This is a genomic window from Nocardia sp. NPDC056000 (assembly GCF_042269265.1).
Classification (GTDB): Bacteria; Actinomycetota; Actinomycetes; order Mycobacteriales; family Mycobacteriaceae; genus Nocardia.
The window spans coordinates 100,442-117,423 of record NZ_JBHJXS010000019.1; the positions used below are offsets into that span (position 1 = coordinate 100,442).

A 16,982-nucleotide genomic window follows, 5' to 3' on the forward strand; every position below is an offset into this window, starting at 1 on the left:
GCCGCGTTCATCTTGGGTTTCTTTGTGCGCGGCGGCGATGACGTGCCAGCGGGTGGTCGCGGCTCAGGGGTGAGCGGCGGTCCCGGCTGGTCTGTTTCGGTTATTTGGAAGCGGTGGCCTTGGTCCGCTTCTTGGCGGCGGACTTCGGTGCTTCGGGTTCGGCCTTGGCGCGGGTCTTCTTGGCCGGTGTGGCCTCGGCTGCCTTGGCCTTGCCCTTCTTCGCGGGGGCGGCCTTCACCCCGTTGGAGGCGGGCTTCGCTGCCTCGGCGGCCTTCTTGCGGGCCGGTGCCTTGACGGGCTCCGCGACCGCGGCCTTGGTGCTCTTGCGAGCGGCCTTGGCCGGAACCTCGACTGCCGCAATGGTCTTGCTCGCGGTCTTGGCAGCCGGGGCGGCCTTCTTCGACGCGGCGGCGGTCGTTGTCGCGGCCTTGGTGGCTGCCTTGCGGGCCGGGGCCTTGGCAGGCTCCGCCACCGCGGTCTTGGCTGCGGCCTTGGTGCTCTTGCGAGCTGCCTTGACCGGTGCGGCCGGAACCTCGGCTACCGCAACCGCCTTGGCGGCGGTCTTGCGTGCGGTTTTGGCGGGCGCGACCGTCTTCTCCGCTGCTGCGGCCTTGGTGGCTACCTTGCGGGCCGGGGCCTTGGCAGGCTCCGCCACTGCGGTCTTGGTGCTCTTGCGAACTGCCTTGGCCGGTGCGGCCGGAACTTCGGCTGCCACAGCAGCCTTGGCCGCGGTCTTGCGTGCGGTTTTGGCCGGTGCGACTGTCTTCTCCGCCACTGCGGTCTTGGTGCTCTTGCGAGCCGCCTTGACCGGTTCGGCCGGAACCTCCACTGCGACAGCAGTCTTGGCGACGCGCTTGCCGGTCGCCTTCGCGGGCTCGGCGACAACCTCGACCGCTGCCTTGGCCGCACTCTTACGAGCCGTCTTGGCGGGCGTGGTTTCGACGGCTTCCGCTGCCGGAGCCTTGGCGGACGCGGCGGCCTTCTTGCGTGCCGGGGCCTTTACGGGCTCGGCGACCACTTCCGCGACCTCGGCGGTCTTGGCTGCTGCCTTGGTGCTCTTGCGAGCGGCCTTCGCAGGTGCGGCCGCGACTTCGGCGACCGTGTCGGTGGTCGCCGCCTTGGCGGTGCGCTTGCGTGCCGGGGTCTCGGTCTCGGTGACCGGGGTCTCGGCTGCGGTGCGCTTGCGGGTGCTCCTCACCGGTGCGGCTGCTTCGGTCGCTACTGCGACTTCGGCGGGGGCCGTGGCGGTTTCGGTGGCGGCCTTGGTGCTGCGGCGGGCGCGCTTGGGGGCGGCGTCCTCCGAGACCTGAGCCGTGGCGGTGACCGGATCGCCGGAAACCGTTGCGGCGGGGGCGGAACCGTTCACGGTCGGGGCCGGGCTCGCCGTGGGGCGGCTGGCCCGGCGGCGGCCGGTGCTCTTGACCGGTTCGGCCGGAGCCACCGCCGCGGTGACCGGGTCGCCGGAAGCGACTGCGGCACCGGTGGTTTCGGCAGCCGCATCGCCCGGAGCCAGGGCCGGGCGGCTGGCGCGGCGGCGGGCCGGGCGCTGACCGAGCACCGCTGCCGGAGCGGCTGGCGCTTCGGCTTCGACGGTGACCTTCGCGGCGGGCGCGGTGGCAGCACCGTCGACCGCTTGATCAGCGGTGGCGGGGTTGCCGGTGCCCGCATCGGCCGCGGGCTTGTCCGCGCGGCGGGCGCGGGTGCGCTTCGCCGGGGCGGCGGTCGCAGTGCCGGATGTGACCTCGGCCGAATTCACCTCGGCGACAACCGATTCGGTGGCAACCACGGCGGGCGCGGTGACCTGCGCCGAGTCCGTGACGCCGACCTGGGCGGCGGCTTCGGCCGGGGCCGAACCGTTCTCGCTCGCTCCCCGCGCACGGCGGGTACGAGTCCGCTTCGCCGGTGCGGCGGCCTCGGCGGCCGCGGCTGAATCAGCCGGAGCCGAATCTGCGGTCACAGCGGAAGTGGTTGCCGCGGTGCCGGTTTCGTCGGCATGGCTGAAGGTGACCGTGGTGACGGGCGGAGTTGCCGCGCCGTTCGTGGCCGCGCCACCGGCGTTGCCGACCGCGTTCTCGGTCACGGTGTTCGCCGTGGCGTCGTTCTCGGCCACGGAATTCACGGCCGCCGCGTTCTCGGTGGTGTGCTCACCGTTGCCGCGCACGCCGTTGTTGTCCGAACCGCGGTTGCGGCGGTTGCGGTTGCGCCTGCGGCCTTCGCGCACCGGGGCGTCGCCGGTGTCGGCCCGGGGGGCTTCGGCGGACTCGGTGTCGGTCTGATCCTCGGCGGTGGTGGAAACCGTTGCGGCGGTGGCATTGTCGGAACCACCGCGGCCGCGACGGCGGCGACGGCGGCGGCCCGGCTTATCGGCGGAGCCTTCCTCATTGCCCGCGACCACATGGCCGTTGACGGAGTGACCGTTGAGCGCGTGACCGTTCACGGCCGCGCCATTGCCATTGCCGTTGACGGCGGTGCCGTTGACCGTGCTGCCGTTGACGGCGTTGCCGTCGACCGAACTGCCATTGACCGAATCGGCTTCTGCGCCAGTCACATTCGACCCGTTGACCCGCACGTCCTCACCGGTGCGCGCGCCACGGGTGCGCTTGCGATTGCGGCTGCGCGGCGAGCGGGCTTCGCGCGGTTCGCGTTCCACCACCACGGCGTCCTCATCGCGCACCACGGGGCGCTTGCGCACGATGCCGGTGACGTTCTGGGGGATGCCCAGATCGGAGTACAGGTGCGGCGACCGCGAATAGGTCTCGACCGGTTCGGGCATACCGAGCTTCAATGCCTGGTCGATGGACGCCCAGCGCTTGAGCTCATCCCAGTCGACGAGCGTGACGGCGACGCCGGTGCGCCCCGCGCGGCCGGTGCGGCCGATGCGGTGCACGTAGGTCTTCTCGTCCTCGGTGCACTGGTAGTTGATGACGTGGGTGACATCGTCGATATCGATACCGCGCGCGGCGACATCGGTGGCGACGAGCACGTCGATCTTGCCTTCGCGGAACTTCTTGAGCGCCTTCTCGCGGGCGATCTGCCCGAGGTCGCCGTGTACCGCGCCGACCGCGAAGCCGCGTTCGGCCAGATCGTCGGCGACCTTCTGCGCGGTGCGCTTGGTGCGCGCGAAAATCATTGTGGCGCCGCGAGTTTCGGCCTGCAGAATGCGGGCGACGACTTCGCTCTTGTCCAGTGCGTGCGCCCGGTACGCGAACTGCGTGATGCGGTCGGTGATGGTCGAGTCATGCGGTTCCTCGGCCCGAATATGCGTGGGCCGGTTCAGGAACGTGCGCGCCAGGGTGATGATCGGACCCGGCATGGTGGCCGAGAACAGCATGGTCTGACGCTGGTCCGGGACCATGCTCAGAATGCGCTCGATATCGGGCAGGAAGCCCAGGTCCAGCATTTCGTCGGCTTCGTCGAGCACCAGGACCTGGACCTTGCCCAGGATGAGGTGCTGCTGTTCGGCCAGGTCCAGCAGTCGTCCGGGGGTGCCGACCACGACGTCGACGCCGTTGCGCAGCGCGGCGATCTGGGTGTCGTAGGGCCGTCCGCCGTAGATGGAGGTGACCCGAAGCGGGCGTCCCTCATGCGTTTTGACGTATTTGCTGGCGTTCTCCAGATCGGAGGTGACCTGCATGCACAGCTCGCGCGTCGGCACGATGACCAGTGCGCGCGGCGTGCCGTCCAGCGGAATGGTGCCCGAGGTGCCGGAGGCGATGCGGTGCAGCAGCGGCACACCGAAGCCGAAGGTCTTGCCCATGCCGGTGCGGGCCTGCCCGATGAGGTCTTCACCGGCCAGCGCGAGCGGCAGGGTGAGTTCCTGGATGGCGAAGGTGCGTTCGATGCCCATTTCGCCGAGGGCGCGCACGATCTCGGGGTTGACGCCGAGTTCGGCGAAGGTGGGGGCGGTGTGGGTTTCGTCGAGCTCCGCGGTCAGCAGCGTGTCGGCCACTCCGGGTTCCTGCTCTACGGTGATCTTGCTCAGGGTACGTGCCTTCCTCGATTTATCGCGTCTCGCGCGCACGAGGTGTGGGGCGGACCGGCCGGTCCGCGCTGCCACTTGATCCGTTCGTCTGTCGCCGCTGCGGGATGCTCTTGCGGGCATCGACCTGGCGCGGCGGACAATGTTGCGGATCGGAGTGCGCGCACATTTTCCGTGACTACGGCCACCCGATCGAAACACGTTCGGGCGAAAGTTTCCGTTGTCCCCGGAGATTGTAGCGTGATACGGTCTTCGCTCTTTTCCCCGCCACCGCAATTGCCTTCGATATTGCGCTGCTAGACGCGATTCCCCGGCATATCGGTTGCCCGCCCCGAGTCTTCGCAGCCACGTTAAGGATTGTGCCGCAGTGGAATTGGCCCGGATGCCGCGTGTACTCACCCAGGTCGGCAGTTGGATTGCTCACATAGCTGTTACAAGCTGTAGCAGCATGTGCGAAGTTGTGCGGGTGAGCTTGGCAGACACCGTGAGCATCGCCGCGCGCAATGCGTGGGCCCTGACCTTCGGCACCGGCATCGGAGCCCCCGAACCGACCCCGTCAACGGTGCTTTCCAGTGCGCCGCACCGGGAATTGCGCCGCTATGACGGCGCGGCGGACGGCGATCCGGCGGTGCTGCTGGTGCCGCCGCTGGCCGCCCCCGCGTTCTGCTTCGATCTGAGCCCCGAGCAGAGCATGGCGCGCTTCCTGCTGGAATCCGGTCGCGCGCCCTACCTGGTCGATTACGGCGATATCAGCTTCGAGGACCGCCGCATGGGCTTCGAGGATTGGATCGACGACATCCTGCCCGAGGCGATTCGCCAGGTGTCCGCCGATCGCGGCGGTCAGCCGGTGGATCTGGTGGGCTGGTCCATCGGCGGTGTGCTGGCGCTGCTGACCGCGGCCGCCGATGACACGCTGCCGATCCGCTCCATCACCGCGGTGGGCGCGCCGCTGAGCTACAACCACATGGTGGGCGTGCGCGAATTGCGCGCGCTGGCCCGGCTGGACGGTGGCCGCACCGCGACGGCCGCGATTCGCGCCACCGGCGGGGTGTCGGCGCAGCTGACCCGGATCGCGTACCGCGCGACCGCGTGGGATCGAGAACTCAAGCGCCCCTTCTTCATTGCCAGCAATATCACCGATACGCCGACGCTGGAGCGGATGGCGACGATCGACCGTTTCCAGAATTCGCTGCCGGGTTATCCGGGCCGTTTCTACAACCAGTTGTGGGGCCGGTTCATGTTGAACAATGACATCGGCAAGGGCGTGGTGCATTTCGGTGCGCGCGAAATCGCGGTCGCCGATGTCACGGTTCCGGTGCTGCTGGTGGGCGGGCCGAACGATGCGATCACCGCGGCGGCCGCCGTCGAGCACGGCACGACCACGCTGACCGGCTCACCGGAGGTGCGGTACGAGACCGCACCCGGTTCGCACCTGGGCATTCTCATCGCCCGCGACACCACGTGGATGTACCTGGACAAGTTCCTGCGTGACGTGAACTAGCCCGGGGGAGTGGACGGCCGCTAGATCCCGGGAATCGTTGGGAACGGCCGCCTTTCGGGCCAGGACGTGGTTGTCAGCGTGCCGATGCGGTAGTTGGGCACCAGCGTGTCGGCGATCTGCCGGGCGATGAGTTCGTACACCGCCTGGGTGGGGTGCGCGAGATCGCTGGTGGTGAGGGCGCGCCGGATCGCGGGCGGTGTCGGATCCTGCATGCCCATGTAGAGCACCGGCCCGTGATCCTGGGCCAGCGGCGTCAGGTTGAACTGCTGTGGATTGTTCGACACCACCTGCATCCAGTCGGCGATGCGCACGAACGAGATATTGGGCGCGAACGCTCCCAGCCCGTCCTTGGGCGGTACCCAGTGCGCGGCCAGCTGACGCAGCGCGGTGTTGAACGCCTGCACGTTCGCGACCGCCTTGGCCACCGAATCCTCACCCTTGTCGGCGGCCTTGTCCTGGAAGCGGATCGAGACCAGCGGGCTGGGCAGGTCGATCAGCACGAAATGCTCGAATGACGGATTGGTCGGGAACGAATCGCAGATCTCGTTGACCAGATCGTTGATCTCGCGCACCAGTGGCCGGACGCCGGTTCCGGCCGCATCGGTCGGTCCCGGATTGTCGGGGACCGGCCGTTTGGCGGTGATGAGATCGTTGAGCCCGATCCAGATGACGTGCAGGGTATGCCCGGTGAACTGGTTCTGCTCAATCAGTTTGCGGCGGGCGTTGATATAGGTCGAGACCTGTTCCTTCAGGTAGCCCAGCGCACCGGCCTTGGGTTTCCAATCCGAGGCCGCGATGGCCCCGCCTTCGGCGTAGTTGGCGTATTTGACCGGGGCGAGATCACCGAAGTTGGTGCGCAGCACCAGTGAGTTGGTGGTCAGGGTGCGATGCGGTGCGGTGGCGTATTCGGTGTTCTTCTTATCGCCGCGGATGAGCGGTTCCCCGCCGATCCACTCGATCAGGTAGTCGGCCCAGTTCTTACCGTCGCTGTAGCGGCCTACTTCATTGGTGCGCATCATGCCGGCGGCGCGCGCGAACATGCCGGCGGGCGCCTCCCGTTTGATGCCGATATCCGACAGGCTGTCGCCGAGGACGACGAGATTCTGAATCGCAGTGGGCACGGTACTTCTCCCGAACTATCGGTTGATCATGAAAAATGTTGTGGCACAGTACCTTCCGAGCAGTTTGAGGGTACGACCGATGATGTGTCAGCGATGGGTGAATGGCGTTCATACCCGCGGACTAGGGTGGGGTCCATGGGAGCAAACTCGTCTACCGCGCTGGGCGACGCGTCGGAATCGGCCGACGCGCGGATCGCCGCCACACATCCCGGAGTCGCCGACCTTTTCGCGGTCCTCGCCTACGGTGAGATCTCCGCCTTCTATCGGCTGGCCGAAGAGGCCAAATTGTCGCCGTCACTGCGCGGCAAGGTGCACGTCGCCAAGATGGCCGCCAATGAGATGGGCCATTTCGAAACCCTCGAGCAGGCGCTCGCGGACCGCGGTGCGGACGTCTTCGACGCCATGGCCCCGTTCGTGCGCGCGCTCGACGCCTATCACGCCTCCACCGACCCCTCCACCTGGCTGGAGTCGATGGTCAAGTTCTACGTCGGTGACGGTATCGCCGCCGACTTCTACACCGAGATCGCCGGCGCCCTGGCTCCCGAGGTCGCCGATGTGGTCCGCGATGTGCTCGCCGAGACCTCGCATTCGGAATTCGTCATCGAGGAGGTGCGCCGGGCGGTCGAGCAGAATCGCTCCGAGCGCGACCGGCTCACGCTGTGGGGACGCCGCCTGCTCGGCGAGGCGATCACGCAGGCGCAGTACGTGATGGCGCAGCGTGATGAGCTCACCGAACTGGTGCTCACCGCCACCGGCGATCTGAACGGCATCGCGACGCTGTTCGAACATATGCAGGATTCGCATGCCGAGCGCATGCGCGTGCTGGGTCTGGGCTAGCCCTCGTTCGCTCTCAGCGCAGGGCGGTCGCTGCCGGTGGCCGGGCGTCCTGCACTAGCCTTGGCGAAGACAGCACAGGACTCTAGGTTCGGAGGTTGGCCGTGGAGGTCAAGATCGGTATTTCGGATAGCCCGCGTGAGCTGATCATCAACAGCGCGCAGACTCCCGCCGAGGTGGAGGCACTGGTCACCGGCGCGCTGTCGGGTGAGAGCGGTGTGGTGACGCTGTCCGACGAGAAGGGCCGCAAGTACCTGATCCAGGCCAAGAAGGTCGCCTACGTGGAGATCGGCGCTCCGTCCGCGGGTCGTGTGGGTTTCGCCGCGGTCTGAAGCCGCGAATGCGTCAAAAGCAATTGCCCCGTTGAGAATTCAACGGGGCAATTCTTTGCTTGGTCTTCAGTATTTGTCGTCGATCGGATGCAAAGGCACGTGTGACAGGCCGCCCCAGCAGAGCGCGACGGTCGTATCGACCGCTTCGTCCTTGGGAATCGGGCGATCCGCCTCGAGCCAATAGCGGGCGCTGATCTGGCTGGCGCCGACGAGGCCGACGGCGAGGATGCGCGCGCGGTACGGATCCAATCCGGAATCGTGTGCGACAAGATCGAAGACCGCGTCCACACAGGATTCGGTGGCCTGCTCGACCCGGCGTTGCACCTGCGGCTCATTGGTGAGATCGGATTCGAAAACCAGTCGGAAGCCCTGGGTTTCGTGATCGACGAAGTCGAAGTACGCCTGCACGGCCGCGCGCACGCGATGCTTGTTGTCGGTGGTGGAGCGCAGCGCCTGGCGCACACTCGACACGAGGGCTTCGACATAGTTCTGCAGCACCGCCAGGTACAGCTCGAGCTTGCTCGAGAAGTGCTGGTACAGCACGGGTTTGCTGACGCCCGCACACTGCGAGATCTCATCCATGCCGGCCGCGTGATAACCGCGGAGTACGAATACCTCCCCGGCGGCGGCGAGCAGCTGTGCGCGTCGGGCCTCGCGGGGCAGGCGGGTGCCGCGCTTTGTCGGCGCCATGGCCTCGGATGACGTGCGGTGCGCGCTCATCCGGTCCACGAGGTCAGTCATTTTCCGATCTCCCAGTCGATTCCCGGCGGAAAGGATGTCACCGGGTATCACCCGAACGATACTCGCTCGAGGGGTCGGTGCCGATCCAGGTTCCGAATATTGATGTGCTGGATGTTTGTCGATCCGCACAAGGCTTTGTGGATGCGGCTCGTGTATTCGGCGAGCGCGCTTGCCGCTTCGATTATGCGAGGCGGGTCACAACTGTGTAGCACATGTCCAGATTTGTGAGATCCGTCGCTGTCCCCGTGACGGCCCGTGAGTGCGGTCGAGCGCACTGTGAGAGTCTGTTCTGGTGACCGACGACGGGGGCAGAAACTCCAAGCGGAAAGGCCGACCGACCGGGCCGATTTACGATCCGCTCGGGCTGTACACCGGGAACCCTCCGGCACATCCCGAGCAATCCGGACAACCGGATTCGCCCGGACCGTCCGGACTGCCGGTGCTCGCCGAGGAACGGCTCCCGCTCCCGCATGAACCGCTGCGCGCCAGCTGGGATCCCACCGCCGCGCCCGAGGGATCGCGTGATCGGCCCGAACGCGAGACCAAGAAGCAGAGTCCGCTGGGGCGTTTCGTCTCCACCTACGGCTGGCGCGCCTACGCGCTGCCGGTGCTGCTCGTGGTGACCGGGCTGGTCGCGGTGGACGCGTTCCGCGGTGGCGGTGACAGTGTCGCCGGGGTACCGGGTTTCGGGCGATTGAGTGATCGCAGCGAGACCACCAAGATCATCGGTGTACCGCCGCCGGGCAGTGGCAAGTTCGCCGCCAACCTGCCGACGGGCGCGGTGCCCGGCGGTGGGCCGTTCACCGAAATCGGTGCGGGCACTTGGCATATCGTGCCCGGCGGGACCGGACAGGTCGGCGCTGGTTCGGAGCACGTGTTCAGCTATACCGTCGAAATCGAGGACGGGGTGGACACTTCCGGGTTCGGCGGGGACACCTCGGTGGCGCAGATGGTGGATGCCACGCTCGCCAATCCCAAGAGCTGGACCCATGATTCGCGTTTCGCGTTCCGGCGCGTCGACAACGGCAATCCGGATTTCCGGATCTCGCTGACCTCGCGGGAGACCACGCACAAGTCGTGCGGTTTCGAGATCCCCATCGACTCCTCCTGCTACAACTCGGATTTGGATCGCGTGGTGCTGTCCGAGGTGCGCTGGGTGCGCGGTGCGCTGGCGTTCGAGGGCGATATCGGCTCGTACCGGCAATATCAGATCAATCATGAGACCGGGCACGCCATCGGCTATCACGAGCATCAGCCGTGCGATGTGGACGGCGGGCTGGCGCCGGTGATGATGCAGCAGACCTTCGGCACCCGCAATAACGACATCGCCACCCTCGACCCGACCGGTGTGGTGCCGATGGACGGCAAGAAGTGCCGCTTCAATCCGTGGCCGTATCCCCGCGACTAGTGCGCCGCCGCACGCCGCCTAGGCTGGGGAAGAACGGCCAGGGCCGCGGTGTTGCACGAGTGGCCGCGAAATGCCGGCGAAGTCGATTGAGGAGTCTGCCAGCGTGACAGCAACGCATCCTTCCCTGCCGCCCCTGGTGGAGCCGGCCGCGGAGCTGACCAAGGACGAGGTCGCCCGCTACAGCCGCCATCTGATCATTCCCGATCTCGGGGTGACGGGTCAGAAACGTCTGAAGAACGCCCGCGTACTGGTGATCGGCGCGGGCGGGCTGGGTTCCCCGGCGCTGCTGTATCTGGCCGCCGCCGGTGTGGGCACGCTCGGCATCGTCGAATTCGACGAGGTCGACGCGTCGAACCTGCAACGCCAGATCATTCACGGTGAATCCGATATCGGCCGTTCCAAGGCGGACAGCGCCCGCGACTCGATTCTGGAGATCAACTCCGGAATCAACGTGGAGCTGCACAAGATTCGCCTCGAACCCGATAACGCGATCGAACTCTTCCGGCAGTACGACCTGATCGTCGACGGCACCGACAACTTCGCCACCCGCTACCTGGTGAACGATGCCGCTGTGCTCGCGGGCAAGCCGTACGTGTGGGGTTCCATCTACCGCTTCGAGGGCCAGGTCTCCATCTTCTGGGAAGACGCCCCCGACGGCCGCGGCATCAACTACCGCGACCTCTACCCCGAGGCCCCGCCGCCTGGCATGGTCCCCTCCTGCGCCGAAGGCGGCGTCCTGGGTGTCCTGTGCGCGTCCATCGGCTCGATCATGGTCACCGAGGCCATCAAACTCATCACCGGCATCGGCGACCCGCTACTCGGCCGCCTCATGGTCTACGACGCACTCGACATGACCTACCGCACCATCAAGCTGCGCCGCGACCCCGAACGCCAGCCCATCACCGAACTCATCGACTACGACGCCTTCTGCGGCGTGGTCTCCGAGGAAGGCCAAGCCGCCGCGATCGGCTCCACCGTCACCGCCCGCGAACTGAAGGAAATGCTCGACGCAGGCAAAGACGTAGCCATAATCGACGTCCGCGAACCAGTCGAATGGGAAATCGTCCGCATAGAAGGCGCAACCCTCATCCCCAAGGACCGCATCCTAACCGGCGAAGCCCTAGCCGACCTCCCCCAAAACACCCCCATAGTCCTGCACTGCAAAACCGGCATCCGCTCAGCCGAAGCCCTGGCCGCATTGAAAAACGCCGGCTTCTCCGACGCCACCCACCTCCAAGGCGGCATCATCGCCTGGGCCAACCAGGTAGACCCCTCCCTCCCGGTCTACTGACCAGCCTCCGCGCGTCCGCTGAACCGCGTCGAAGAAGCCCCGGTCCCTATACCGGGGCTTCTTCGCTTTCCATGCCGTACCAGGACCATGGCAACCGAGTCGTATCGAACGATCCTTGTATATAGGACACATCCTATATAGGATCTGTCCTATGTATCTGTACGCGGTTGAGATCGAGCCAGATGTGGCCGACTGGCTGCGTTCGCTATCCGACAAAGACTTTGGTCGTGTCGACGTGTATGTCGGCATGCTCGCGGAGAACGCCGAAACGCTGGGTGAACCGTGGTCGCGCAATCTCGGCGACGGTGTCCGGGAACTGCGATTCCACCTGCATCCCAGAGAGATGCGCATTACCTACTGGCTAGCCACCGGGCGCAGAATCATCCTGCTGACGGTTTTCCGCAAAACCAGGATGCGGGAAGCCACGGAGGTGGCGCGGGCGAAGTACCTTCGCAAGGTCTGCGAGGCAGAGCATGATCACGCCCGGGCCAGTTTCGATAGAGAGGTGATAGACGATGGCTGACCACACGTCCATGGACGATCTGCGCCGCGAGCGGGCCGACCGTTCCGACTTCAATGCCGACGAGTACGACGCGGGGCGCGCGGAGGCGAAACTCGCGATCGAACTCGCCAACGCCATCAGGGAGCGTCGCATAGAGCTCGGCTTGACGCAGGCACAACTGGCCCAGCGCGCGGGTCTGCACCAGCCGGACGTCTCCCGCCTCGAATCCGGCGGCGGCACACCCACTATCGGCATGCTCGACAGACTCGCGCACGCTCTCGAACTTCGCTTTGTCGCCCGATTCGAACGAACCGACGCAGCCTGACGATCCCTGCGGAGCACCCGGTCATGTTGCAACGAAACGCGATGTCTGCCTGCGACGCACCGGTTTTCGGAGTCGCCATGCCTTGTGACCGCGACGAGATCGAACTCCGAGTGGTCCATGACCTCCTGGCAGTCCATCCGATGTCTGGTTCGAATACTAGGTCTGAACTGGACGAGTGGCGGTGACCGAGGTCGTAAGGATGGTTTACGGACCGGGCGGTTTCCGGCGCGGCGTCCGATTCGGGTCACTTTGCGGCGGTACCGTACGCGCGTGACCATGACTGCTGTGGAGCCTCCTGAGCATGTGCGGGCGACCTTTGGGTTGCGCGAGGCTGCGCCGGTTCCGCTGGGGAACTGGGATGGGGGGTGGCGGTGTGCGGATGTGGTGTTGAGTCCGGTGACCGATCATGCGCGGGCTGCCTGGTCGGCGAAGGTTCGGGAGACGTTGCGGGTTGACGGGGTGCGGTTGGCTCGGCCGGTGCGGGCCACCGATGGGCGGTATGTGGTGTCGGGGTGGCGGGCGGATACCTTCCTCGAGGGGATTCCGGAGCCTCGGCATGATGAGGTGGTCTCGCTATCGCTTCGATTACACGAGGTGACGGCGAAGTTGGAGCGGCCGCGATTCTTGGCGCAGGCGCCTGCCGCGCCCTGGGTGGATGTGGATGTTTTCGCCGCGGCGGATCGGGCTGCCTGGGAGGCGGTGCCGTTGCGGACCTTGAAGGTGGGCGGGCTGCTGCCCGCGACCTCGCCGGACGGGGATCGCAGTCTGATGTTGATCACGCAGCTTTCGACGCTGCGTAAGCCGATCGCCACGCCGCCGCAGCTGGTGCACGGTGATCTGTTCGGGACCGTGCTGTTCCACACCGGTTCCGCACCCGGCCTCACCGATATCACCCCGTATTGGCGGCCCGCGCCGTGGGCCGCGGCGGTCATCGTGGTCGATGCGCTGTCCTGGGGCGGAGCCGATGACGGCCTACTGGAGCGCTGGGCGGGCCTGCCCGAATGGCCGCAGATGCTGGTGCGGGCGGTCATGTTCCGGCTCGCGGTGCACGCGCTGCACCCGAGGTCGACGCCGCAGGCGTTCCCGGGGCTGGCGCGCACCGCCGACATGATCCGGCTGATCCTGTAGTCGGACAAGCGCGGTCGTCCGATCCGCGCCGATGACGAAAAACCGTCGCGCCGAGCGAATTGCCCGGCGCGACAGTCATATTCAGGGGGAGGGACGCTCCCCGAGCGTGAGAATCACACGTTGGCGTGCGCCAGGGACGGGACGCGGCTCGCCGCGAACGAGGTCCGCAGATAGAACCACCAGGTGATCCCCGCCATCGCGAGATACGCCACCGCGTACCCCCAGAACGCCGGAGTCATGCTGCCGTAGTGCGTATTCGACAGCCGCAGCGCCTGCTGCAGCACCCAGCCGCCCGCCGCGCCGACCGCGCCGATGACACCGATGGCCGCACCGGCCTGCCGCTTGGCGGAGATGAGCGCCGCCGAGATGTCCTGCCCGGTCTCCGAGGCCCGCCGCCGCGATTCCGCCCCGAAGATGGACGGGATCATCCGATAGGTGGACCCGTTGCCGATACCGGTGAGCACGAACAGCACCAGGAACGAAATCAGGTACAGCGGAAAGTTCTTCGCCGACAGCGACGCCATGATGAGCAGTGTCGCGACCGCCATACCGCCGAATACGTACAGCGTCATCTTGGCCCCGCCGACCTTATCGGACACCCATCCGCCGAACGGCCGGCTCATGGAGCCCACGAGTGCGCCGAGGAACGCGAGATTGCCGAGCGTGCCCATCCAGCCGATCTTGGCCAGATCCGGGAAGTTGGCCTTGAGCAGTGTCGGGAAGGCGAAGGAGAAGCCGATGAACGATCCGAAGGTGCCGATGTAGAGGATCGCCATCACCCAGGTGTGCTGGTTGGTGAGCGCCAATTTGTACGACGCCCCATCGGATTTCGCGCCCGAGAGCGAGTCCATGTACCGCAGCGCCCCGAACATGGCGACCAGGATGAACGGAATCCACATGAGCACCGCGAGAGTGATGCCGAACCGGTAACCGCCCGCGTCCTTGGCCATGATGTGCGTGCCGAGCGTGATGATCAGCGGTACGAACAGCTGGGTCTGCGCCACGCCGAGATTGCCGCCCGCGGCGTTGATGCCAAGTGCCGCACCCTTTTTGCCTTCGGGGTAGAAGAAGTTGATGTTCGCCATCGACGAGGAGAAGTTGCCGCCGCCGACACCGGCGAGCGCGGCCAGCAGCATGAACACCCACATGGGCGTGCCGGGCTGATTGATGAACCAGGCCAGACCGAGGGTGGGCAGCAGCAGCATGCCCGCGCTGAAGATGGTGAAGTTGCGCCCGCCGAAGCGCGGGATGGCGAAGGTGTACGGAATGCGAAGTGCCGCACCGACAAGCGTCGGGGTGGAGGTGAGCAGCAGGGCGTTGCTCACTGCGGTGGGGTTGCCCTTGCCGAGTCCGGCGAGGAAGTCGAATCCGGCCGCGCCCATGGCGGTGACGACGCTGCCCCAGATCACCCAGATGCTGAATCCGAGGTTTTCCGCGAATACCGAGAAGATCAGATTCTTGCGGGCGGTTTGTTTTCCGCCGTTCTCCCAGAATTCACTGTTATCGGGTTCCCAGTGGTCTATCCATCGTCCACGTTTCTGAAATGCGAACGCGGGTTTCGTTTCTTCGACGGTTGCCATGAACAGCGTTCCTCTCGCATGTCGACCGCCCTCATCGTGGTTACCTGCGGTCGGGGACAACCGTACGAAGGTGTGATTACGCCGACATAGCATTCGGTGACGCCGAAACTAATTCCGGCTCACCTTCGGATGGATCGCGCGGTGACGTTCCGTTTACCCGCCGGATTTATCGACTGTCCGGAAATTCGGCGATGAGTGAGCCGAGGAAGCAGTTGGCCGCCCGCGCCGCGCGGTCGGGATCACCGTCGATGACCGCGCGCACCAACTCGGTGTGCTCGGCGTGATACGCCTCGCCGGCTTTCTCGGAGCGGGAACGGATTCCGGCCGCGATCACCGGCAGCAGCGAATCGTAGAACTCCAGGTATACCGCGTTGTGGCTGGCGACCACGATGGCGCGGTGCAGTTGCACGTCGGCGTCGATGGCGGTGTCCTGATCGTCATCCCAGGCGATCCGGCGCTCCTGTTCGAGTCGCTCCAGATTCGCGATGTCGATGTCATCGCGGCGCTGTGCGGCGAGAGCGGCGGCGGTGGTGTCGAGGGCCTGCCGCAGTTCGAGGATGTCGCGCTGCTGGGCGTCGGCGAAGAATTCGGTGAGGGTGCCGCCGAGTGTGGAGGTGGAGATCACATAGGTCCCCGAGCCTTGGCGGCGTTCGACCATGCCCGCATGCACGAGCGCCTGGACGGCCTCGCGGACGGTATTGCGGCCGGTGCCGGTGAGCTCGGTGAGTTCGGGCTCGGTGGGGATACGCGAGCCGACGGGCCAACGGCCGGAACGGATTTCGGCACGCAGCTGCTCGGTCACCTGGGCGATGAGGCTGGTGCGCCGGACTGGTTGCACGTTGCACAGCGTACCGTGCCTCACATTCGTTGCATCACATCATCGGGTCATCCTATGATTTCGTGGTGACTGCGACCTTGAACGAGACGACGGCCCCCGCGCGGGGCCTTACTTCTGCTACCCGGCAGAACACCGCCGTCGAATCGGAAAAGGCGCATATCAGGCAGTCGATACCGGATCGCAAGCGTTCGCTCCTCGAGGGCCGCCTGCTCGTCCTGGCCGCCATCCTGATGTCCGCGCTCACCCTGCGCATCGCGGTCACCGCCTTCACCCCGCTGGCCTCCCGCATCGGCGATGACCTGGGCTATTCCACCGCCGTCGTCGGCGTCTTCGGCATGATCCCGACCGCCATGTTCGCCATCGCGGGCCTGCTCACCCCCGTGCTCTCCCGCCGCTTCGGGCTGGAAACCACCGCCCTGATCGCCATGCTCATGACCGCCGCGGGTTCCGCCGTGCGCGCGGTGGTGCCCGATACCTGGGAGCTGCTCGCCTTCTCGGCGCTGGCCCTGACCGGTATGGGCATCGGCAATGTGGTGATCCCGCCGCTGGTCAAGCGGTACTTCTCCGATCGCCTGGCGCTGCTGAGCTCGGTCTACATCGTGCTGGTGCAGCTGGGCACCGTCATCCCGGCGCTGATCGCGGTGCCGCTGGCGGATTCGCACGGCTGGCGAATCTCCTTGGGCCTGTGGGCGATTCTGCCGCTGCTGGCCATGCTGCCGTGGCTCGGCGTGCTGCGTATCCGGCGTGATCACGCCCGCCTGGACACCACCGAACTGCCGCCCGAGCCGCTGGAGACGACCGGCAAGGTGTGGCGTTCACCGCTGGCCTGGGGCATGGCCCTGATGTTCGGCATGACCTCGCTGACCACGTATTCCATGTTCACCTGGATGCCCACGATCTTCTCCGACGCCGGGGCCAGCGCGTCCTTCGGCGGCAGCATGGTCGGCGTCTTCGCCCTCATCGGCCTGGCCGCCGCGCTGAGTGCGCCGATCGTGGTGGGCCGCATGCGCAATCCGTTCCCGGTCGTGATCGCCTGCGCCGGTTTCTTCTTCGCCGGTTTCGCCGGTCTGCTCATCGCCCCGATGAGCGCCCCGCTGGTGTGGGTGCTGCTGCTGGGCCTGGGCCCGTCCACCTTCCCGATGGCGCTGACCCTGATCAATCTGCGCACCCGCACCTCCGCCGGTTCGGCCGCGCTGTCCGGTTTCACCCAGGGTGTCGGCTACGCCGTGGCATGCATCGGCCCGGTGCTGTTCGGTGCGCTGCACACGATGACCGGAAAGTGGCTGGCGCCCTTCGGTTTCCTGTCGGTCGCGGTGCTGGTGTTGGTCGGCGGCGCTTGGCTGGCGTGCAAGCCGCGCATGCTGGAAGATACGTGGGGATAATTCCGCGCACTACGCGGTGA

General features: G+C 66.3%; 13 protein-coding genes and 1 pseudogene. 9 read left to right on the forward strand and 5 right to left on the reverse strand.

Annotated elements, in window-relative coordinates; all coding sequences use genetic code 11:
- Positions 1-2,494: 2,494 nt before the first annotated feature.
- A pseudogene (locus ACFC4D_RS42160) lies at positions 2,495-3,982 on the reverse strand (DEAD/DEAH box helicase); the annotation flags it as partial.
- A 463-nt stretch (positions 3,983-4,445) separates the two neighbouring features.
- On the opposite strand from ACFC4D_RS42160, the gene ACFC4D_RS42165 reads away from it, so the two are divergent.
- The gene (locus ACFC4D_RS42165; RefSeq protein WP_376072017.1) at positions 4,446-5,480 is read left to right on the forward strand and encodes an alpha/beta fold hydrolase; all 1,035 of its coding nucleotides are present in this window, start codon (positions 4,446-4,448) and stop codon (positions 5,478-5,480) included.
- Positions 5,481-5,500: 20 nt separating this feature from the next.
- Here the strand turns inward: ACFC4D_RS42165 and ACFC4D_RS42170 are convergent, their stop codons facing one another.
- Positions 5,501-6,601, reverse strand: a complete 1,101-nt coding sequence (locus tag ACFC4D_RS42170; protein ID WP_376072019.1) for an SGNH/GDSL hydrolase family protein — start codon at positions 6,599-6,601, stop codon at positions 5,501-5,503.
- 135 nt (positions 6,602-6,736) lie between these two features.
- Here ACFC4D_RS42170 and ACFC4D_RS42175 point away from each other — a divergent pair, with 135 nt between their 5' ends.
- The gene (locus ACFC4D_RS42175; RefSeq protein WP_364639518.1) at positions 6,737-7,438 is read left to right on the forward strand and encodes a ferritin-like fold-containing protein; all 702 of its coding nucleotides are present in this window, start codon (positions 6,737-6,739) and stop codon (positions 7,436-7,438) included.
- A gap of 101 nt (positions 7,439-7,539) precedes the next feature.
- Complete coding sequence (locus ACFC4D_RS42180; protein WP_364639516.1) at positions 7,540-7,767, forward strand: DUF3107 domain-containing protein; 228 nt, start codon at positions 7,540-7,542, stop codon at positions 7,765-7,767.
- Between the two features lie 66 nt (positions 7,768-7,833).
- Here the strand turns inward: ACFC4D_RS42180 and ACFC4D_RS42185 are convergent, their stop codons facing one another.
- Positions 7,834-8,508 carry a TetR/AcrR family transcriptional regulator gene (locus ACFC4D_RS42185; protein ID WP_375965885.1) on the reverse strand — a complete coding sequence of 225 codons (675 nt, stop codon included), beginning with the start codon at positions 8,506-8,508 and terminating at the stop codon, positions 7,834-7,836.
- 433 nt (positions 8,509-8,941) lie between these two features.
- On the opposite strand from ACFC4D_RS42185, the gene ACFC4D_RS42190 reads away from it, so the two are divergent.
- From ACFC4D_RS42190 to ACFC4D_RS42210, 5 genes are all read left to right on the forward strand, one after another.
- Positions 8,942-9,916 (forward strand): DUF3152 domain-containing protein, encoded by a 975-nt coding sequence (locus ACFC4D_RS42190; RefSeq protein WP_375966470.1) that lies wholly within the window; start codon positions 8,942-8,944, stop codon positions 9,914-9,916.
- A gap of 103 nt (positions 9,917-10,019) precedes the next feature.
- The gene (moeZ, locus tag ACFC4D_RS42195; protein ID WP_364639510.1) at positions 10,020-11,207 is read left to right on the forward strand and encodes an adenylyltransferase/sulfurtransferase MoeZ; all 1,188 of its coding nucleotides are present in this window, start codon (positions 10,020-10,022) and stop codon (positions 11,205-11,207) included.
- Positions 11,208-11,358: 151 nt separating this feature from the next.
- On the forward strand, positions 11,359-11,730 hold the full coding sequence (locus ACFC4D_RS42200; protein WP_375965887.1) for a type II toxin-antitoxin system RelE/ParE family toxin: 372 nt from the start codon (positions 11,359-11,361) through the stop codon (positions 11,728-11,730).
- Complete coding sequence (locus tag ACFC4D_RS42205) at positions 11,723-12,034, forward strand: helix-turn-helix domain-containing protein (RefSeq protein WP_375965890.1); 312 nt, start codon at positions 11,723-11,725, stop codon at positions 12,032-12,034. Before ACFC4D_RS42200 ends, ACFC4D_RS42205 begins: the two co-directional genes overlap by 8 nt.
- A 276-nt stretch (positions 12,035-12,310) precedes the next feature.
- Positions 12,311-13,162: a TIGR02569 family protein gene (locus tag ACFC4D_RS42210; RefSeq protein WP_375966472.1), complete on the forward strand. Its 852-nt coding sequence runs from the start codon at positions 12,311-12,313 to the stop codon at positions 13,160-13,162.
- A gap of 113 nt (positions 13,163-13,275) precedes the next feature.
- Here ACFC4D_RS42210 and ACFC4D_RS42215 read toward each other — a convergent pair whose 3' ends face one another.
- Positions 13,276-14,742 carry an MFS transporter gene (locus ACFC4D_RS42215; protein WP_375965892.1) on the reverse strand — a complete coding sequence of 489 codons (1,467 nt, stop codon included), beginning with the start codon at positions 14,740-14,742 and terminating at the stop codon, positions 13,276-13,278.
- Positions 14,743-14,908: 166 nt separating this feature from the next.
- The gene (locus ACFC4D_RS42220) at positions 14,909-15,580 is read right to left on the reverse strand and encodes a FadR/GntR family transcriptional regulator (protein WP_375965894.1); all 672 of its coding nucleotides are present in this window, start codon (positions 15,578-15,580) and stop codon (positions 14,909-14,911) included.
- A 230-nt stretch (positions 15,581-15,810) separates the two neighbouring features.
- Between ACFC4D_RS42220 and ACFC4D_RS42225 the strand changes: the two genes are divergently transcribed.
- Positions 15,811-16,962 carry an MFS transporter gene (locus ACFC4D_RS42225; RefSeq protein ID WP_376072112.1) on the forward strand — a complete coding sequence of 384 codons (1,152 nt, stop codon included), beginning with the start codon at positions 15,811-15,813 and terminating at the stop codon, positions 16,960-16,962.
- The last annotated feature ends 20 nt before the right edge of the window (positions 16,963-16,982 follow it).